This window comes from Ethanoligenens harbinense YUAN-3, assembly GCF_000178115.2.
Taxonomy (GTDB): Bacteria; Bacillota; Clostridia; order Oscillospirales; family Ethanoligenentaceae; genus Ethanoligenens; species Ethanoligenens harbinense.
In genome coordinates this window covers 2,400,594-2,418,910 of the sequence record NC_014828.1, presented here as the reverse complement: position 1 = coordinate 2,418,910, position 18,317 = coordinate 2,400,594, and the positions used below count along the sequence as shown (strand labels likewise).

Genomic DNA, 18,317 nt, shown 5'->3' with positions numbered 1-18,317 from the left:
AAACCAACGAAGCATTGAAACAAACAAGGCTGACGCCGTCATGGCGTCAGCCTTGTTGCCTTAGGATGGTTTTTTATACAAACCACCGCAACCGTTAGTTGTCTTTGTGCGGCCGATGTGCCCGAGCGGGCTTTTGGGTAGCATCCAAATGCTTGGCGGATGTGCCGCCGGTCTGAATAACGGGGCTTGAGCCGGCATTCTCATCCGGCTCGTTTAATCGAAGGTTTTGGTTGACCGGGTCCACGGAATTGATCATTCCGTTCCGGTTCATGACGGAATAGGCCGTTTGGATATCTGCCTGCCCTGTCTGCCGGAGATTTTGCTTGGTGATGGAATTGCTCATTACGGCTTGATCCGCCATGGCGCCGGCAGTCCGCCTGTTTGACGGCGTTGTTTCCGCAAGGTTCCGCTTGCGCCCGGAGCCGGAACGCGCTGTGCTGCCGTGCTGCGGCATTTTTCTTTCTTTCCGGTTTTTATCCAGCATCGTGCTTCTCCTTTATGCGATATATCTCTATTTTGGCCGGTTCCTTTTTCATTATGACCGTTAAAATTTTCTTCGCGGATTGCTATTGACACAATCTTCGGCAGAAGCTATACTTATAGATGTAAACTGATGGTTTACTTTTATAAAATCACAGTGGAGAATAATACACTATGGGTATAAAAGAGAGAAACAAACAATGGACCAATTTTAAAAGAAACGAAATTATCGACGGCATGGAAAAAGCATTGCTGTCCAAAAATTACGATCATCTGACAATAGACGATGTTGCCCAAAAAGCCGAATATAGCAAAAAAACGATTTATTCCTATTTTAAAAGCAAGGATGAAATTTATTGGGAACTGCTTATACGCAAATTCGAGCTGTTGTTTGATACGCTCCAAAGCGCAATAGAGGGCAGTCCCAAAAAGGGAATTGAAAAGATCGGTATACTGGGCACAACGTACTACCGATTCGCCAAAGAATTCCCGGAGTATATGCAGGCCATCATCAATTACGAAGCCCAAAATGCAGATGAAGATCATGAACACAACAAACTGATTGAACGATTTAACACAGAAACGGAAAAATCGTTCTTATTGCTCGAAAAAATGATCCAAGAAGGCATAGACGATCAATCCATATCGGCTGGAACAGATATCGTCGGCACGGCCATTTTATTTTGGTCCAACATGAATGGATTTTTTATGCTGGCAAGTAAAAAAGGGGAATATATCAAAAACACCTATGGAAAGACTTTGGACGAACTGCTTGAGCAGAATATAGAGATGTTGTTGCGCTCCTTGCGGCCATAAATGAGCGTGTATCTGGGAAAGGCGGTTTTCTCTCGTGGATATGACCGATTATGAGACTTCCGGGTTTGGAATGGGCACGATCATAGAGCAAAGGATTGCGGCGTCCAATTCCAATGAAGGTGAAAGGATCTGCCACAGAGCATTCGAGGTCATAAGACAATTGGAACAGAAAATGAGCCGGTTTATTCCTGGAAGTTTCATATCGAGGCTCAACTCTTCAGATGGAGAAACCGCGGTTAAAATGGATCGCGATACATTTCATGTTTTAAAATCCGCCGGTCGATATTATGCGCGGTCGGGCGGTGCGTTTGACATAACGGCAGCCCCGCTGACTGCATTGTGGCGTAATTGCATCAACCAAAAGGACCTGCCTTCACCCAACACAATCCAAGCGTTGCGTCCCGCCGTATCCGGCGCCGGCGTTATACTTAATGAGAAAGATGGTTCCGCAAGAATCGGCAGGCACCAGTCTGTAGATCTTGGCGGCATTGGCAAAGGCTATGCCGCGGATATGGTTTTGAAAGCATACAAAGCCCAGGGCGTGACCTCTGCATGCATCAATTTGGGCGGAAATGTGCACACCTTGGGGAAAAAAACAAATGGTGAATCGTGGATGATCGGTCTGCAAAACCCCAGAAGCACACGGGGAGACTTCATCGCCGTATTCGCGATTTCCGATAGATCGGCCGTGACCTCGGGGGATTATGAAAAATATTTTGAAAGCGGGGGTAAACGGTTTCACCATATCATTGACCCGGGAACCGGATATCCTGCCAGCTCTGGCCTGATGAGCGCCACGGTGCTGTCCGGGTCTTCCATGGAAGCAGACGCGCTTTCGACAGCGGTTTTTGTGTCCGGACTGGAACGCGGCATGGAGCTGATCGAAAAATCGCCCGGAGCCGAAGGGGTCGTCATCACCGAAGAGAAAAAGGTTTTTATTACAAAGGGGATTAAAGACTGTTTTGTTGCCCGAAGCGACATACCGGATTATCAGTTTGCATTTTACAACTAGCCGTACAATATCTGCGGGAGGCAAGGATGTTATTCGATGTTATTACAGGAATACTCAGCGCATTTTTTCTGGTTTTCAGCTTGCTCTATCCTTTTCGGCGAACGTTCAAACGGCTTGGCAACATCAGCAGGGCGCGGTTTCATTGTATTGCCGGTGCCCTGCTGGTGCTTACCGTGTTGCTCCATATCAACGTCAAGCTGTTGGCTCCCTGTTTCTCGCCGGGCTTTGCGGCCCTCGTCGCGTTGATATTGGTTGCCGTTACAGGTGTTTTGAAACGGCGTAACAGGAAAAGCAAATTTTTTCATTACAGCCATATTGTCTTTGCCGTTCTTTTTATTTTGGCCGTCCTGCTCCACATCGTTCAGCAGATCATGAATCTATTGATTATGTAAAGAGGGTTGTATCGATCATGGAAGAAACACGAAAAACAGGCGCAAACACCAAGAGCAAAAGAAGCATTATCATCAAGATCACGATCGCGGTTGTGATTGTCGCTTTAGCGGCGGGCTTGTATTTTGCCGCAACCTATATGGCCCAACTGCAAGAATATAAAAAGAGAATAGCGGAAATCTCAATAACCAATGTGGATTTGTCAAAAATTCCGGACGGCTCTTACACGGGTTCCTATGATGCCATTATGATTGCGGCCAAAGTACGGGTCGATGTTTCGGATCATGCCATAAAGGGTATTGATATTCTGTATCACAAAAACGAGAGAGGTAAAAAAGCCGAAGCGGTCGTGAACGAAGTCAAATCGGCGCAGTCGCTGAAAGTGGACACCATAACGGGTGCGACAAACAGCAGCAAAGTTCTTCTGAAAGCCATGCAGAATGCCTTGAATTCCGGTTTGAAAGCATGATGCGCGCATGTTCGCGGCGACTTGCCATGCGAACCGCGTTTGTTCTGCATCAGTACACCCTTGAAGCAGAGGAGACTGCAAACGGAAACGGCGGCCAACCTAAGCACGTCGGGAGCGTTGCCGAATAGCGCGCACCGCCGTCTATTTCGGTACGGCGGCGGTAAAACGGAGTTTCTCCAGTGACTTCCATACCGCCCAAATCAGAATAATCTGCACAGGGAACAGCACCAGTGCCGGAAGCACGCGTGTGAGCAGGATCGACTGGTAGACAGCGGCGAAAGCGCGGCCCGACTGTAAAACGGCCAGCCATAGTGAAGTGAGAAAACCACCGATGATAAAGGCGGAAATCGCACTTGCGGTGAGCACACGCCAGAGTCTGGGGCGGCGGCAGTGCAACAGCAGGCCGTAGGATAAGCCGTGCAGCGCCCCGCTGATGGTGAAGCCCGGAAAATAAGGCCCGGTAGGTTTGAGCGCATAGCCCACAATGTCGATGAGCGCTCCGACAAAGGCGGCGTGTACCGGGCCGAGCAGAATGCCCGCCGCCGCGATGGCGATGAACGAAATGCCGATGCGAACAATGGGCGTTTCGATGGACAAAAAGCGCGTAAGCACAACGCCGAGTGCCACCAGCAGCCCAACAAGGACAAGTTTCAAAGTTTTGCTCATAAAAAATACTCCTCTCTTAATGAGCGTAAATCGAACAGGCCACATTAAGAAGGGGGCATTGTTTAATGTGACAACGGAATGCGATGGCGGCACCGCAAACCCCATGGGGTTTTTCGTCCAGTGGCAACTTCCCGTCCAACTGGCACTTGACGCGCGGCCATCTACTTTGCCAATGCAAATATATACTGACTAGCTTAGCGTAAATGTGTAAAATTGTCAAGAGCTGCGGACACTGCTTCACCGGAATATGGTGTTGTCATTCTGCAAACACGGACGAAAAGCGAGGCAAAGCCTCTTGACCGATATAGCTGTTCAAAACATCACGAAAAGGTTGCCTTCTTCACAACGGTCAACAATCCAAGCTGTTCCATGGAGCAGGGTGCCGTTTGTGGGCTGCTTGGATGGCGGCCCGGTTGATTGAAAGGGATCTATTCCTTGCAATCTGCCTTCAATGTGGCGAGACAAGGAGGATGTCCTGTCCGGCGAAGAGCGGGGCGAGCCTTGTGATATTGGCAGCATGCAAAACATCCGCACGGACAACGGCTTGATGGCCGACCATGCGGATGTTTACTGTGTGCGGAAGGTTTTGCCGGGATGGAGTTCGATTTTTATGCAAGCGCCTGCGGGTTTACGAGGTTCTGTATCCGGTCGTAATCTCCGTGGAAAAAGTGAATGAGGTTGCTGCAAGGGATGTGTCGCAGGTCGGCCAGCGATTCCTGCGAATAGAACGCCGCGTGCGGAGTGAGCAGTACATTATCCCGTCCCACCAGCGGGCAGTTCCGCAGATCCGGGTTCTCGTCCCGCAGCACATCCAGCCCGGCACCGGAAAGCAGCCCCTCATCCAGAGCCGTGCACAGGTCGTCTTCGTTCACGCTGGCCCCGCGCGCAATATTCAGAAACAGCGGCTTGCGCGTGCATTTCCTGAACGCGCCGAGGTTGAAAAAGCCGTCGTTGCCGCTGGTCTGATTCATGTGATTGGTGATGATATCCGCTTTGCGCAGGGCGGTATCAATGTCCGCAGGTGTCACACTGGTGGAGGCAAACACTTCTGGGGGAACATATGGGTCTACCGCCAGCACGCGGATGCCGAATGCCTGCGCGCGTTTTGCCACGGCGCGGCCGATGCGGCCAAAACCAAACACCGACAGCGTCAGATTCTTCAATCGCCGGCAGACGGCGGAATCGAACGCCCAGACCGCGTCCTGTTCAATCTGCCGGGTGTAATGCTTTAGATTCCGCAGCAGGGCGAGCATCAGCGCCAAAGTATGGTCGGCCACTTCGTCGGTGCAATATTCTCCGATGGGGCAGACGGCTACGCCGTGCGCAGTGGCCGCCGCCACATCCACGTTTCCGTAGCCGGTGGCGCTGACGGCGATGCAGCGCAGGTGGGGGGCGGCGTTCAGTACGTTTTCGTCAATCACGGCGAACGAAATGAGCAGGGCATCCGCATCCGCGGCGGCCGCCTTTACGTCGTCCGTGGTCTCACAAACACGGAAAACCACTTCCACGCCCGGCAGGCCCTGCTGCAAGAAGGCTTTTTCCACATGGATATCCTGTTCTTCCGGCCGGCCACAAGCCACAATTCTGATGGACATGGTTTCAGGCATTTCCTTCCTCTGCAAAGACTTCCCGCAGGATTCCCATAGCTTTGTCGATCTCTCTCCGGGTGACGATGGTGGGGGCGATGAAGCGCACAACGTTGTGGTCGCTGCCGCAGGTGAGCAGAAGCAGGCCCTTTTCCAGGCAGCGCTCTTTCACCTGTGCGGTCAATTTGGCATCGGGAGTCTTGTCGGGGTGGATGAGCTCGATTGCGAGCATCAGTCCCAGTCCGCGTACCTCGCCGATTACGCCGGGAAACTGCGTCTGGAGCGTAAGCAGCTGTTGTTTGAAATATTCGCCCATTTCCAGCGCATTGTCCAGCGCGCCCTGATTGGTCAGCACGTCCAGAGTGGCCAGCGCAGCCGCACAGGCCACGGGGTTGCCGCCGAACGTGCCGCCGTGCGCGCCCGCCGGCCACTTTTCCATGTATTTCTTTCTGCCGATGACGGCGCTGAGCGGGAAGCCCGAGGCGATACCTTTGGCGGACGTCCGGATATCCGGCGTCACGCCGAAATGCTCGCAGGCAAAGAGTTTGCCCGTGCGGCCCATGCCGCTTTGAATCTCATCGAAAATGAGCAGGATGCCGTATTTGTCGCAGATCTCGCGCGCATATTGCACAAATTCTTTGGGTGGAACGATGTAGCCGCCCTCGCCCTGCACCGGCTCCATGATGATGGCGGCGACGGAATAAGGATCGACCAGCGTGTGGAAAAGCCGCTCGAACTGCGTGAAGTATTCTTTGGGGCACTGGCCGTTCGTCACGCGGTAGGGCGAGCGGTACAGATACGGATATTCCAGAAAATAGACGCTGGGCAGCAGGGCTTCGTAATGCTTCCGGTAGGCCGAGTTGGAAGAGGTGAGGGAAATGGTGCCCAGCGTGCGACCGTGGAACGAGCCGCGGAACGCGACGACGGCGGGGCGTCCGGTGACATATTTGGCCAGTTTCACGGCGCCTTCGTTGGCTTCCGCGCCGCTGTTGCTGAAATAAACCATGGTGTTGCCGCCGGTCAGCTCCACCAGACGCTCCGCCAGACGCACATACGACTCATAATACACCACGTTGTGGCCGCCGTGAATCAGCTTGCCGATCTGTTCCTGCGCGGCTTTGACGACCGCCGGGTGGTTGTGCCCGATGTTGCATACCGCCACGCCGCTGGCAAAGTCCAACAGCTCGCGGCCGCCTTCATCCACCAGATAGCAGCCGTGACCTTCCGTGACACCGAGATGGGTTGCGCGGCCCGCCACGGGCGGCATGACTTTGACACAGCGTTCATATAAACTTTCCATTTCAATACCTCTTTCGGAATAGATTGCTTAGAATTTTAGAAATGCCTCGAAGGTGCGCAAAAGCAGGTTGGGCAGCACTCGATAGGAATATGGCATATGGACGCGCTCGGTCCATTTGTGGGCGTCTTTGCAGAGACAGCCGAAGTTGACTGCCGAAATGTTCAATTTGCGGATGCGCTCAAGCGGCACGGGGTACAGCGTCTGGTGCGCTGGAAAATTTTCCAGCAGGCTCCGGATGGAATGTTCATCGTCGTCAACGGACAGATAGCTGCTGTCGGAAAGGCTCTGGAAAAACTGCATCATCTTGTAGGTCTCTCCGGATTCTTTTCCAAACGCCTGGACGACGGCCCGCAGCTTGCGATAGACCGACGCGGCGGCGGGCTCTTCTCCATGGAGCGTGTTGTGCGGGCAATAGGGCGCCGCAAAGAACAACACCACGGTGGGGTCTTTGATCTGCGCCACGGTGCAGAGCGTCTCCACGATTCGGAGCGGGATCTCCCGCATATCCGTGTTCGCGGCCAGCAGCTTCCGGGTCATCTGTTCGATCTGTGCGTCAATCTCGGGGCGGGCCTTTTTGGCCAGCGCATATAGTTCTTCATACAACAGCACCTGCTTTCGGTAACGGAAAGGCGTATAGGCCGTTTCCGACAGGTCGCAGAAGCGGCGGTACTGCGCGTTGTTATGCTCCTCGGTGTTGGCAAGCGCCTGCACGGCGGCGGCTTTCAGTTTGGCGATGATGTCCGGTATCTGCGCGTCATGCACGAAATAATTGAAGTAGACAAACGACTGATACGGTGTCTGGACGTTGTATTGTTCTTTCAGCTCCTTCATTTTCAGCACGGACGGGGGCAGGGTGTATTCGCCTTTGTAGCCGTCGCAGAAATCACAGTTGGCGTCGATCAGGCGGACAAGCTCCGCCGCGGTGTAGGCGGCGTCGAATCCCTCGAAGATCTGCCCGACGTGTGTTTCCTTGCCCTGAATATAGAAACAGGGGAGCAGCTTGCCCACGGCGCCTGTGTAGATGTATTTCGCAGTGTCGTCGGGATATAGCGGACAGATATAATCGTTGTTGATAGCCAGCGCATATCGCAGATTCTCGGTTTCCATGAGTTTTTCCAGCACATCCAGGCCCTCGATGATGCCGGTGTGCAGGTTTTCTTCCACGGGATTGAACGAGAGCAGAAAATTTCCGCCGAATTCGTGCACGCGGCCGCAGAGGTGTTTCGCCAATACAAGAAAAACGGCGTCCCCGCTTTTCATATCCCCGGCGCCGCGGCCAAAGAGGTATTCGCCCGACTCGAGGTCGGCGCGCACCTCCACGGGCAGGTCGGCCTGCTTCAGTTGCTGCTCAAGCGCGGCGCAGTCGAACGCATAGGGCTGCAGGGCGCCGTAATCGTCCACGCCCACCGTGTCGATATGCCCATGCAGCAGGATGGTGTCCGGGCATGGCTCCCTTTCTCCCTTGATGAGGGCGAAGACGTTCCGCCGGTCGTGTGTGTCGTCACGCAGCGGCTGAATGATGATCTGCTCCGGGTGTTTTTGGAAATACGGGATGGCGCGCAGGTACGATTCGATGTACTGTGCGATGTCCCGTTCCCCGAAGCCGTCGGAATTCACGCTGCGGATGGAAACCAGTTTTTGAGCCAGAGCCCGTATTTCTTCAAAAAGATTAACATTAAAGTCCAATGGATTTCCTCCCTGTGTCTGCTGTGGCAAAGCGATCCGCGGCTTATTTTTCGCGGATCAGCGGGAAGGTCATGCAGTGGGGGCCGCCGCCCATTTTCAGAATCTCGCGCAGTTCCACGTCGATGACCGTGAGACCGAGTGCGCGCATTTTGGCGTTGACCTCCGCGTTGCTGTGGAACGACATGACCCGCCCGCTTCCGAGGCATTCCAGGTTGCAATGGTGCAGGAATACTTCCTCCTGCGCCACGTTGATGAGCTCGAACTTCCGGCGGCGCAGCTCCTGCAGGAAGAAACCGGGCAGAGCGTCTTTGCAGACGACGGCCACACGTTCCGCCGCGATGTTGAAGCACATATCCAAATGGAGGTTCGCTTTCTCACAGGGGACGCGCATCAGGGTATAGCCCAGCGGCTCCAGGCCGCGGCGCAGGCTTTCAAAGCCGGCCTCATCCGTGCGCGCCACGTTGCCGATGGCCAGCGTCTTGTTATCCAGAAACCAAAAATCTCCGCCTTCGAAGACCCCCTCGGTGCAGCGCACGGCGCAAGGAATTCCCAGCTTTTTCAGCTCGTTTTCAAACACTTCCGATTCCCCGAACCGGATCGGTTCACGGAATTTTCCCATAATGTATCCTTCGGCAATGCAGGCTCCGAAATCGCGGGCGAACACCTGATTGGTCAGGTCTCTCCGGGTGGGCGCCAGATGTACTTCCACGCCGTTTTCACGATAGGCGTCCACAAATTCCTGATGTTCCCGCAGGCAGGCCTGCACATCCACCTGGTTGCCTTCGTCAATCCATTTCTGGGAGATGACGTTGATGGGCTGCAAGTGCACATGCTCGGGCCGCGCCAGCATGACCTTTTTTAAAACGCCGGTAGAATTTTCCACATAACGCATAGTCGATTCCTCTTTTTCCACATGTATATGTATATGTATACAATATGGCTGACGAAAAAAATGTCAGCAACTGTCCGTTGCTGACACCTTCGTCACCAATATCTGTTTTTATTTTAGCATGGCGGCATGGGAAATGCAACCCTGCCCGCGCGGATTTGTCTGCGTTTTGTGTTTTGGCGAAAAGCGGCTTGCCGGGGCAGGGCCGCAGGCCTGCCCACTAATGGAGGCCTTTCAGCCTGATAAGCAGGTAAAGAATCACCTGGAATTCATAATCGTCGGGGCTGTCCAGAATGGTTTTGATTTTTTGCAAACGGTACCGCACGGTGTTTGGGTGCTGAAACAGGCTCTTCGATACTGCGGCGATGTCGCCGCCGTGCTCCACATAGCTTTCGGCCGTCTGCATCAGCTTGGTGTGGTAGCTGGCATCATACGAGACAATCTGTTCCAGCATTGCCTCGTAGCAAGTGCGGGCGCTGTGACTGTTTTCCAACGGAAACAGCAGGCGGTACATCCCCAGGTCGTTGTAGGAAAGGAGGGCGCGGTGCTGCAGCTTTGCCCCCCGGCAGGCATACAGGCTTCTCCGAATGCAGAGATCAAGCTGCTCCAGAGGGTAAATCGCGTCGCACAATCCGATACGGTAAGCGGAGGAGTCGATCTCCAGATCCGCCAGCAGCCGACGGATGGATTTGCGCGCACTTTCCGCTGGCTTTTCCGCGTATTGGTTTAGCAGAAGGACGCCCTGACCGAATTTGATGAACAGGCTGTTCCGGGCGGATTCCAGACGGCTCCGGCGATAATTCAGACGGTTCAGGCTGCGCAGGATCTGTGACTCTTTGTTGTTGTCCAGCGGATCCAGATACAGTGAAGTGACATAAGGCAGAAAATGCGGGTCGATCTCCCGCGCAATCTCCAACACTCTTTCCGGAAGCAGTGTGTTCAGCAGTTCCTGCACCTTTTTTTCAAAAAGGGCATATTGGTTGCGGGAGCGGATGTAGTCGTTCACGGCGATGATGATGTCTTCCATATACGTGTTGCTGAAGGTAAAAATGGGCACGCCGGCTTGGTCCATCAGGGTTTTCACCTCGGGCGGAGCCTCGCGGTAATAGACCGATTTGATGGCAATGCCGGAAACGCCCCGACGGATCAGGTTCCGGATGGCGGGTGCAATCTTTTCGGGATGGCCATCGGCGAAGAACAGAGAGGTCAGCACGAAATCACCCTCGTTGAAGACCTCATAGTTCCCGCGTTCGCTCTCATATTCCAGAATCACCACATCGGAAACGGACCGTTTCAGGCCGGCACTTCCGGCAAGAAGGGTGAAATTCCGGAAGGCGCTTAACTGCAGCAGTTCTTCAACACAGATCATGGCTTCGGCTCCCTTTTGACCCGTTTTGCAAGCGTATATGAAATTTTATGCAAAAACAGTGTATAAAATCTGCATGCGCGTTTGCGGGTGTGCTTATGATGCAACTAGTGTATCATGTTTCGGATGCCGGATGCAATCCTTTGCAAAAAGAAAAGCGGAACAGGCGATTGTAGAAATTACAAATGTTTTTTGAGTATTTTGGAAATGCACCATAGAAAACAAGTGAGTGGATGTATATAATGAAAATATAGAGTTTGGCAGCGCCGACCATTCCTTTTCTTCAATGGGGCAGAAAAGGGCTGAAGTGGTTGTGCTTTATGATTTTCAAGATTTTTTATCTATATTTCATTTTATTCACAAGAAGGCGCTATTGCATGAGCAAAAGCGCCTTCTTTCATTTTTGAAGGGCGGTATTGTAATGAGCCGATTTTTGAACAGCAGATATGCAGAGCTGCACCCCTATGTTCCCGGCGAGCAGCCGAAGGACCGGACTTATATCAAACTGAATGCAAACGAGTCTTCGGTGCCGCCATCCCCGGCTGTGCTGGAAGCATTGTCCGTCCCGTTGATCAACGGGATGGGCCGCTACGAAGATCCCCATTGCATGGACTTCCGCAAAGCCATCGCTGAGGTCTACCATGTGACGCCGGAGCAGGTGTTTGTGGGCAACGGCTCCGATGAGGTGCTGGGCTTCTGCTTCCTTACGTTTTTCTCGGGGCGTTCCAAAATCTGCTTTCCGGATATTACCTATGGTTTCTACCAGGTTTATGCCGACACGTTCGGTGTGGATGCACAGGTGTTTGCGCTGAAACCGGATTTTTCCATTGATGTGGACGCATATGTTCGCACGGACCGGCATGTCATTCTTGCCAACCCCAACGCGCCGACCGGACTTTGCCTGCCTGTTTCCGACATTGAGCGCATCCTCCGGGCCAATCGAGACCGCCTGGTGGTGATCGACGAAGCCTATGTGGATTACGGAAACAAGTCTTGCGCACCGCTGGTGGAAAAATACCCAAATCTCATTGTGGTGCAGACCTTCTCTAAATCGAGGAATCTGGCCGGTGCCCGCTTGGGCTTTGCCATTGCCTCGAAAGAGATCATTAAGGACATGAACGCGATCAAGTTTGCGTTCAACCCCTTCAATCTGAGCGAGATGGCGCTTGCCGCCGGCACTGCTGCCGTGAAAGATACCGCATATCTTGAAAAATGCGTGAAGCAGATCGTTAAGACCCGTGAATACACCGTGCAGACGCTGCGCTCGCTGGGCTTCTATATTCTGGAGTCACACACAAACTTCATTTTTGTCAAGCACCCGGTCCTGTTCGCGGGGGATTATTACCGTCGCCTGCGAGAAAACGGCATCCTTACGCGCTATTACGATGAGGATCGCATCCGCGATTACCTGCGTATCACGATTGGCACCCCGGAGGAAATGGACGAGGTGCTCCGTGTGACCAAAAGCATCCTGTGCGCGGTCGCATAAGAGCGACAACGGCAATACAGAGGGGTCCGGCACGATTTCGTGCCGGATCCCTCTGTATATGTGCGTTTCGGGAAAATTCTGCGGGATGGTATGCCTTGAGGGCAGAGCAGTTCTCATTGGGCAGCACGGCGGTTTCGTCTGGTAAAACAGCAGAGATGCCAGCCGGAGCGGTGCAAGGGTGCGCATAGCTGGTAGGTTTCGCAATCGTTTTTTTTCGGCCGAAGAGCGTGGCAGCTGCATCCGCCCCGATGGTAAGATGCTCTTTGTTCAGTTTGAAATGAATAGGGCTATGGAGGGCCGATTGCCTGTCCGTTTGCAATTGCTGTATCAGATGGCGTCGCTTTTTCTTTCAAGAGTGCCGGGCCGAAAAACAGCAGACCGCCATTGCATCGAAACGCAATGGCGGTCTGCTGTTCTTACGGTATCCGGTGCCGTGGTATCTTGGAGATTATTTTTCGGAAAGCGTGGTGTACTGCGCAACCCAGTTGTCTACTTTTTTGGAGGAAACAAGACCGTCCACTACTGAGTTGATCGTGGAGAGAAATTCCTTGTCGTTGCCCTTCTGGACGGCGACAGCCGGGCCCTGGGTGGCTTTGGGGAAGGAAATGTTTGCGGTGACAAGATCCGAATTCTGAGAGACATACGCTTTGACGATCGGCTCTTCAAGAATAACGGCATCGACCTTTTTGCTCTTCAGTTCTAAGATCAGGTCGGTGTCTTTGCCCAGCGCTACATAGTCGCCGGACGGCAGCCATTTCTTCATATCATCCTGCTGGGTGGTGCCGAGCTGAACGCCGATGTGTTTGCCGGACAGGTCGGACAGCTTGCTGTATTTGGAGAGGTCATCTTTGCGGATGATTGCCTGGTCGGTGGATAGATAATATTTGTGGGAGAAGTCAACTGCTTTTTCACGCTCCGGTGTGTCGATCATACCGGCGATGATCATGTCAATTTTACCGGACTGCAGGGCGGGCAGAAGACCGTCGAAGTCCATATCCTGCCACTGGATTTTTACACCGATTTTTTTGGCGATCTGTTCGGCGATTTCCACGTCGGCGCCCATAATCTTATCCTGGCCGTTCTGCTGTTTGTGGAATTCGAACGGAGGATAGTCCGCGGAAGTTCCTACTACAAGCACCCCGGCTTTTTTAATCGCATCCAGCTTATCGGTTGACGATGAGCTGGATTTACAGGATGCCATGGTGACACACAGGGCGGACGCGAGGGCGATGCTGCTGATTTTTTTGAAAATCGATTTCATTTCTATAACTCCTCTTGTATTAATTATGCATAAATGCGATGCATGCAATGCTTATCTGGCGTTAGACCTGCTCATATGTTTTTCAAATTTGCCCAACAGTTTTGAAAGCGTGAATGTGATGACAAAGTAAATCAAAGCGGTGATGATGAGCGGTGAGAACGATTTATAGGTGGTGGAACGCACGATGGTGGTGTTGTACATCAACTCCTGCACGCCGATGACTGAAATGACCGATGATTCCTTGATGACGGTGACCAGCTCATTACCAAGTGCGGGCAGGATGTTGCGCAGGGCCTGCGGCAGAACGATGAACCGCATCGTGGAAGAATAGTTGAAGCCCAGCGAACGTGACGCTTCCACCTGGCCGTCGTCCACCGACTGGATGCCGCTGCGGAAAATCTCGCAGACATAGGCGGAGCTGTTCAGCGCCATGGCGATCATGCCGGAAATGAAACGCGAAATGTCGGTATCGAAAAACGTCAGGGAAGGGATGCTGATGCCGATCATGGGCAGGCCGTAGAAGATGATGAACAACTGGATCATCAGCGGCGTGCCGCGGATGAATTCCACATAAGACACCGCCAGCATTTTGGGAATCTTCAGTTTGGAAAGCCGCAGCAACGCCAGCAGAATGCCCAGCATGATGGAAATGCACATGGAAAATACGGACAGCAGGATGGCGTTGCGCGCGCCGGTCAGAAAATACGTATAGTATGTAGAAAGATACGATAGGTCCATAGTTTACCTCGATTCTGTAAATATCTTCAAACACAAGATCGAAAAAGGAAGGATGCGTCTTTCATTTGATGACTTTGCTGAGAAATTGTTTGGTACGCTCGTTTTGGGGGGAGAGGAATACCTGTTCCGGAGATCCTTCTTCTATGATCTGGCCGTCGTCGATGAACACGACCTTGTCGGCCACTTCCCTGGCGAACCCCATCTCGTGCGTGACCACGACCATGGTCATACCGTCTTCAGCCAGCTTTTTCATCACCTGCAGCACCTCGCCGACCATTTCCGGATCTAGCGCAGAGGTGGGCTCGTCAAACAGCATGACATCGGGAGACATGGCAAGCGCCCTTGCAATGGCCACCCGCTGTTTCTGGCCGCCGGAGAGCTGTGCGGGATAGGCGTTGCGCTTGTCGCTCAGTCCCACTTTAGCCAGCAGATCTTCCGCAATTTTATTGGCGTCACGCTCGCTGATTTTTTTCAGCTTGACCGGGGCCAGCGTGATGTTCCGCAGGACGGTCATGTGTGGGAAAAGATTGAACTGCTGGAACACCATTCCCATTTTCTGCCGCAGTTGGTTGATGGAATACTTGTCTGTTACGAGCGGCTTCCCCTCGAAGATGATTTCACCCCCGTCTGTTTCTTCCAGTTTGTTCAGACAGCGGAGGAAGGTGCTTTTTCCGGAACCGGACGGGCCGATAATGACGACAACTTCACCCTTCTCCACTTTCATGCTAATCCCTTTGAGTACTTCTAAATGCTTGAACTCTTTTCGCAGGTCGATCGTTTCGATCATCATATAATTCCTCCTGTTGCGGGTGGATTTCAATAAAAAAATAGAGTTCATCAGCAAAATTGATTGCATGATGAACTCCTATGTTCAATCGCTCAATTCAAAGGGAAAATAAGCAATGCGGTTATGAAGTTTATAAGCATGATAGCACAATTTGTATACAAATACAAGAGTTTTTGGCGTTTTCGTGATATTTGGCGTATTGCCAAAATGTTTGGGGATTAAACGCATAATTGTGGCGTATTTGCCAAATATGTGTGGGATGTGAGCGTGTGCTCTTGATAGTCTTTCATTTTTTCTGTATAATAGGTCTGAGCTGTATACAAATACTTTTTAGAAAAAAAGAGTTTCGATGAGGAAACGGATGGGACTTTCCGCCGGGCGATGAATCGTTTTGCGGGAAGTGCAATCCGTTTTTTTATATCATAATTATGCAATGATCGTGTATGCATATGCTTTAAATAAAAGAAAGGAAAAAGACAAAATGATTTCGTTTCAGGATGTTTTGGAGGCAAGGCGGCGTATTGAATCGTTTGTTTATAAAACGCCGCTGGAGATTGCTCCGTCACTTAGCAAAGATGCACGCGTCTATTTGAAATTGGAATGCCAGCAAAGGCAAAAATCGTTCAAAACAAGAGGCGCTTTCAGCAAAATCTCGTCTCTGTCGAAAGAGGAGCGGGCAAAAGGAATCATTGCGGTTTCTTCGGGCAACCATGCGGCGGGTGTTAGTTATGCCTGCCATATGTTCGGCATAAAAAATTGCAAAGTGATCGTCCCGGAAACAACGCCGCAGCCCAAAATCGAAAAAATCCGCTATTATGGTGCAACGGTCGTGCAAAAGGGTGAAAACTATGATGAAGCCCATGCGTTTGCGATGGAAGTGCTGGAATCCGAAAAGTCGGTGTTTGTGGACAGTTGTTCCGACGTACAGGTGATCGCGGGGCAGGGGACGATCGGCCTGGAGATCCTGGAGCAAAATCCGGATATTCATACACTTTTGGTGCCGATCGGCGGCGGCGGGATTATCACGGGTATCAGTGTTGCGGCCAAACATCTGAAACCGGATATTGAGGTGTATGGGGTGCAGCCGAAGGCGTGCCCGGCCATGCTCCGCTCGATGCAGGATGGAAGATTATACAGCGAATATCCATCAAAGCCCAGCGCCTGCGACGCTCTGGTCGGCGGGGTGGCGGAGATTCCATATCAGATGTCCGGGCAATGCATTGACGATATTCTGTTGGTGAGCGAAGAAAGTATTCTTGCGGCGGACGCCATGCTGCTTTTAAAGGAAAAAATCATTGCGGAACCATCCAGTGCGACGGTTGCGGCAGCGGTTCGGGAATATCCGGAGCGCTTTGCGGGTAAAAACGTTGCCGCCGTTGTCACGGGGGGCAATCTTTCCGCCGCAATGATGAAAAAGCTGATCGAAACCGTGTGAGCGAAGCAGCCGCCGGGGCTGAAACGATGGATGCCGCTGCAAACAGCATGGGGCCCGTAACCCTTTTGACCAATACATAGGAGGTAACGAAATGAGAGTTTTACCACAGATCGGCAGCAAAAATACATTGGTTCAAAGAGCCTATGAGGCAATCCGGGAAGCTATCATCACCAACAAATTCAAGCCGGGGCAGGTGCTGGCGGAGGAAAATCTGGCACAGGAACTGGCCATCAGCCGGACCCCGGTGCGCACGGCCCTGCGCATGCTTTCGTTCGAACGACTGATTCTCATCAATTCCTCAAGAAACATGGTGGTTGCAGGTTTCACCGAGAAAGACATCGTGGATATTACCGTTGTCCGCGAATCGCTGGAAACGCTGGCGGCATCCCTTTTGGCCACGAAACTTACGCCGGAGCAGGCGAAAGAACTGGAAAGCATCATCAAGGAGCAGACCGGCTGTTTGAAGAAAAACGATTTTAACGGGTTTGTAAAATGCGAATACGAGTTCCACACCAATATTGCCGTTTTTACCGGAAACACCTGGCTGTCTGAGATGGTGGAGCATGTGAACGTCATCCTGCGCCGCTATCTGATCCTGTCCGGCAGTCTGGAACTGTACGGCGGGTTGGCCATGGAGGAGCACAAAATGATTCTGCAAGGCATTAAAAGCAGGGAAGCCGGAAAAGCGGAGCAGATGATGCGTAACCATATTCAAAATGTGGCGGAACGGATTTTGAAGTAAGACGAACCGGAGGAAGCAGAAAAATGGATCGCACAGAGGAAGAATACGTCATTCAACTTCGTAGGGAGCTGCACCGGCACCCGGAACAGAGCGGGGCGGAACAGCATACATCTGCCGTGGTGCGGCGCGAACTGGACGGTATGGGCATTCCGTACCGTATCGTGGGGGAGTATGGCGTGATTGCCACGTTGGGGGGCGCCCGGCCAGGAAAAACCGTGCTTCTGCGTGCGGACATGGATGCGCTGCCGGTGCGGGAAGACCGGTGCAACCTGCTGCGGGAAAAGGGTGTGATTTCGCAGATCGACGGTGTTTCCCATGCCTGCGGGCACGACGCGCATGTGGCCATGTTGCTCGGGGCGGCCAGAAAACTGGCTTCCATGCGGGACAGGCTTGCCGGCAGGGTGCTGTTCTGCTTTGAGCAGGGGGAGGAAAATTTCAGCGGAATCGACGCCATGATGCGCGGGTTGGAAAACGAAACCGTGGACTGCGCTTGGGGCATCCATGTGAAAGCGGAACTTGAAGCGGGCGCTTTCGCGGTGGGTACCGGGCCGATCATGGCCGGTATCTACGGTTTCTGCGTGACCATTACCGGCAAGGGAGGACACGGCTCCCGACCGTATGCGTCCATTGATCCCCTCTTGTGCGCCGCACGGATGGTGGAAGCGCTGAATTCCGTGATCCAATGCGAAGTCGATCCGCAATACCCCGCCGTGATGACCGTGTGCAGTTTCCATGCGGGAACGGTGGACAATGTGATCCCGGATACGGCGCAGTTCTCCGGGACCATCCGCTATTATGAAAAGAGCACCGGGACCCAGGTAAAAGACGCGCTGGTGCGCGTGGTGGAAGCACTCGCCAGGGCCGGACGCTGTGAAGCGGAAATCACCTATCAGGGCAGCGGCATTCCCACTGTCAACGATGCAGCCGTCAGCGCGTTCGCGTCCGCATCGATCACCCGTCGGCTCGGAAACGGCTGCCTGGCTTCCATGCCGCCGATTGCCGGGTCGGACAGTATGGCACAGTATCTGAACCGGTATCCCGGTGTTTATGTGTTTCTGGGGGTGCGCAACCAACGGTTGGGCACCGGCGCGCCGCAGCATAACCCGAAGTTCGACATCGACGAATCCTGCTTGAAAAGCGGTGTGATTGCCACGGTGGGATTCACCGAAGACTATCTGAACGGTATCACCGGTTAAACCAAAGGG

Annotated in this window: 18 protein-coding genes and 1 riboswitch; of the genes, 8 read left to right on the top strand and 10 right to left on the bottom strand. The window is 52.8% G+C overall.

The window, feature by feature from the left end; all coding sequences use genetic code 11:
• Window positions 1-94: 94 nt before the first annotated feature.
• Window positions 95-484 carry a hypothetical protein gene (locus tag ETHHA_RS11385; RefSeq protein ID WP_013486119.1) on the bottom strand — a complete coding sequence of 130 codons (390 nt, stop codon included), beginning with the start codon at window positions 482-484 and terminating at the stop codon, window positions 95-97.
• 170 nt (window positions 485-654) lie between these two features.
• Here ETHHA_RS11385 and ETHHA_RS11380 point away from each other — a divergent pair, with 170 nt between their 5' ends.
• Genes ETHHA_RS11380 through ETHHA_RS11365 form a run of 4 tightly spaced genes read left to right on the top strand, consistent with a single transcriptional unit; the run spans window position 655 to window position 3,167 of the window.
• Complete coding sequence (locus ETHHA_RS11380) at window positions 655-1,296, top strand: TetR/AcrR family transcriptional regulator (protein ID WP_013486118.1); 642 nt, start codon at window positions 655-657, stop codon at window positions 1,294-1,296.
• Between the two features lie 40 nt (window positions 1,297-1,336).
• On the top strand, window positions 1,337-2,308 hold the full coding sequence (locus tag ETHHA_RS11375) for an FAD:protein FMN transferase (RefSeq protein ID WP_083803714.1): 972 nt from the start codon (window positions 1,337-1,339) through the stop codon (window positions 2,306-2,308).
• A gap of 26 nt (window positions 2,309-2,334) precedes the next feature.
• Window positions 2,335-2,700: a ferric reductase-like transmembrane domain-containing protein gene (locus tag ETHHA_RS11370; RefSeq protein ID WP_013486116.1), complete on the top strand. Its 366-nt coding sequence runs from the start codon at window positions 2,335-2,337 to the stop codon at window positions 2,698-2,700.
• Between the two features lie 17 nt (window positions 2,701-2,717).
• Entirely contained in the window at window positions 2,718-3,167 is a 450-nt protein-coding gene (locus ETHHA_RS11365; protein WP_013486115.1) for an FMN-binding protein, read from the top strand.
• Window positions 3,168-3,308: 141 nt separating this feature from the next.
• Here ETHHA_RS11365 and ETHHA_RS11360 read toward each other — a convergent pair whose 3' ends face one another.
• The 6 genes from ETHHA_RS11360 to ETHHA_RS11335 form a co-directional block, all read right to left on the bottom strand.
• Window positions 3,309-3,833: a folate family ECF transporter S component gene (locus ETHHA_RS11360; RefSeq protein ID WP_013486114.1), complete on the bottom strand. Its 525-nt coding sequence runs from the start codon at window positions 3,831-3,833 to the stop codon at window positions 3,309-3,311.
• Between the two features lie 69 nt (window positions 3,834-3,902).
• Window positions 3,903-4,004, bottom strand: a riboswitch (THF riboswitch).
• Between the two features lie 437 nt (window positions 4,005-4,441).
• Entirely contained in the window at window positions 4,442-5,428 is a 987-nt protein-coding gene (locus tag ETHHA_RS11355; protein WP_049776667.1) for an NAD(P)-dependent oxidoreductase, read from the bottom strand.
• A 4-nt stretch (window positions 5,429-5,432) separates the two neighbouring features.
• Window positions 5,433-6,719: an aspartate aminotransferase family protein gene (locus ETHHA_RS11350; protein ID WP_013486112.1), complete on the bottom strand. Its 1,287-nt coding sequence runs from the start codon at window positions 6,717-6,719 to the stop codon at window positions 5,433-5,435.
• Between the two features lie 27 nt (window positions 6,720-6,746).
• Window positions 6,747-8,405, bottom strand: a complete 1,659-nt coding sequence (locus ETHHA_RS11345; protein WP_013486111.1) for a M20/M25/M40 family metallo-hydrolase — start codon at window positions 8,403-8,405, stop codon at window positions 6,747-6,749.
• A 43-nt stretch (window positions 8,406-8,448) separates the two neighbouring features.
• Window positions 8,449-9,297 (bottom strand): dimethylarginine dimethylaminohydrolase family protein, encoded by an 849-nt coding sequence (locus ETHHA_RS11340; RefSeq protein ID WP_013486110.1) that lies wholly within the window; start codon window positions 9,295-9,297, stop codon window positions 8,449-8,451.
• Between the two features lie 217 nt (window positions 9,298-9,514).
• Entirely contained in the window at window positions 9,515-10,663 is a 1,149-nt protein-coding gene (locus ETHHA_RS11335) for a PucR family transcriptional regulator (RefSeq protein WP_013486109.1), read from the bottom strand.
• 418 nt (window positions 10,664-11,081) lie between these two features.
• Here ETHHA_RS11335 and hisC point away from each other — a divergent pair, with 418 nt between their 5' ends.
• Window positions 11,082-12,149 carry a histidinol-phosphate transaminase gene (gene hisC, locus ETHHA_RS11330; protein ID WP_013486108.1) on the top strand — a complete coding sequence of 356 codons (1,068 nt, stop codon included), beginning with the start codon at window positions 11,082-11,084 and terminating at the stop codon, window positions 12,147-12,149.
• A gap of 448 nt (window positions 12,150-12,597) precedes the next feature.
• Here hisC and ETHHA_RS11325 read toward each other — a convergent pair whose 3' ends face one another.
• The 3 genes from ETHHA_RS11325 to ETHHA_RS11315 form a co-directional block, all read right to left on the bottom strand.
• The gene (locus ETHHA_RS11325) at window positions 12,598-13,410 is read right to left on the bottom strand and encodes a transporter substrate-binding domain-containing protein (protein WP_013486107.1); all 813 of its coding nucleotides are present in this window, start codon (window positions 13,408-13,410) and stop codon (window positions 12,598-12,600) included.
• A 51-nt stretch (window positions 13,411-13,461) separates the two neighbouring features.
• The gene (locus ETHHA_RS11320; RefSeq protein WP_013486106.1) at window positions 13,462-14,148 is read right to left on the bottom strand and encodes an amino acid ABC transporter permease; all 687 of its coding nucleotides are present in this window, start codon (window positions 14,146-14,148) and stop codon (window positions 13,462-13,464) included.
• A gap of 61 nt (window positions 14,149-14,209) precedes the next feature.
• The gene (locus ETHHA_RS11315; protein WP_013486105.1) at window positions 14,210-14,935 is read right to left on the bottom strand and encodes an amino acid ABC transporter ATP-binding protein; all 726 of its coding nucleotides are present in this window, start codon (window positions 14,933-14,935) and stop codon (window positions 14,210-14,212) included.
• A gap of 481 nt (window positions 14,936-15,416) precedes the next feature.
• Here ETHHA_RS11315 and ETHHA_RS11310 point away from each other — a divergent pair, with 481 nt between their 5' ends.
• The 3 genes from ETHHA_RS11310 to ETHHA_RS11300 all read left to right on the top strand — a co-directional run bounded on the left by ETHHA_RS11310 (window position 15,417) and on the right by ETHHA_RS11300 (window position 18,308).
• Window positions 15,417-16,370 (top strand): threonine ammonia-lyase, encoded by a 954-nt coding sequence (locus ETHHA_RS11310; RefSeq protein ID WP_013486104.1) that lies wholly within the window; start codon window positions 15,417-15,419, stop codon window positions 16,368-16,370.
• Between the two features lie 91 nt (window positions 16,371-16,461).
• The gene (locus ETHHA_RS11305; RefSeq protein WP_013486103.1) at window positions 16,462-17,112 is read left to right on the top strand and encodes a GntR family transcriptional regulator; all 651 of its coding nucleotides are present in this window, start codon (window positions 16,462-16,464) and stop codon (window positions 17,110-17,112) included.
• Between the two features lie 23 nt (window positions 17,113-17,135).
• The gene (locus ETHHA_RS11300; RefSeq protein ID WP_013486102.1) at window positions 17,136-18,308 is read left to right on the top strand and encodes a M20 metallopeptidase family protein; all 1,173 of its coding nucleotides are present in this window, start codon (window positions 17,136-17,138) and stop codon (window positions 18,306-18,308) included.
• Window positions 18,309-18,317 lie beyond the last annotated feature (9 nt).

Coding starts and splice junctions, on each gene's coding strand:
- ETHHA_RS11385 (WP_013486119.1), bottom strand. CDS start 484: ATGCTGGATAAAAACCGGAAAGAAAGAAAAATGCCGCAGCACGGCAGC.
- ETHHA_RS11380 (WP_013486118.1), top strand. CDS start 655: ATGGGTATAAAAGAGAGAAACAAACAATGGACCAATTTTAAAAGAAAC.
- ETHHA_RS11375 (WP_083803714.1), top strand. CDS start 1,337: ATGACCGATTATGAGACTTCCGGGTTTGGAATGGGCACGATCATAGAG.
- ETHHA_RS11370 (WP_013486116.1), top strand. CDS start 2,335: ATGTTATTCGATGTTATTACAGGAATACTCAGCGCATTTTTTCTGGTT.
- ETHHA_RS11365 (WP_013486115.1), top strand. CDS start 2,718: ATGGAAGAAACACGAAAAACAGGCGCAAACACCAAGAGCAAAAGAAGC.
- ETHHA_RS11360 (WP_013486114.1), bottom strand. CDS start 3,833: ATGAGCAAAACTTTGAAACTTGTCCTTGTTGGGCTGCTGGTGGCACTC.
- ETHHA_RS11355 (WP_049776667.1), bottom strand. CDS start 5,428: ATGTCCATCAGAATTGTGGCTTGTGGCCGGCCGGAAGAACAGGATATC.
- ETHHA_RS11350 (WP_013486112.1), bottom strand. CDS start 6,719: ATGGAAAGTTTATATGAACGCTGTGTCAAAGTCATGCCGCCCGTGGCG.
- ETHHA_RS11340 (WP_013486110.1), bottom strand. CDS start 9,297: ATGCGTTATGTGGAAAATTCTACCGGCGTTTTAAAAAAGGTCATGCTG.
- ETHHA_RS11335 (WP_013486109.1), bottom strand. CDS start 10,663: ATGATCTGTGTTGAAGAACTGCTGCAGTTAAGCGCCTTCCGGAATTTC.
- hisC (WP_013486108.1), top strand. CDS start 11,082: ATGAGCCGATTTTTGAACAGCAGATATGCAGAGCTGCACCCCTATGTT.
- ETHHA_RS11325 (WP_013486107.1), bottom strand. CDS start 13,410: ATGAAATCGATTTTCAAAAAAATCAGCAGCATCGCCCTCGCGTCCGCC.
- ETHHA_RS11320 (WP_013486106.1), bottom strand. CDS start 14,148: ATGGACCTATCGTATCTTTCTACATACTATACGTATTTTCTGACCGGC.
- ETHHA_RS11315 (WP_013486105.1), bottom strand. CDS start 14,935: ATGATCGAAACGATCGACCTGCGAAAAGAGTTCAAGCATTTAGAAGTA.
- ETHHA_RS11310 (WP_013486104.1), top strand. CDS start 15,417: ATGATTTCGTTTCAGGATGTTTTGGAGGCAAGGCGGCGTATTGAATCG.
- ETHHA_RS11305 (WP_013486103.1), top strand. CDS start 16,462: ATGAGAGTTTTACCACAGATCGGCAGCAAAAATACATTGGTTCAAAGA.
- ETHHA_RS11300 (WP_013486102.1), top strand. CDS start 17,136: ATGGATCGCACAGAGGAAGAATACGTCATTCAACTTCGTAGGGAGCTG.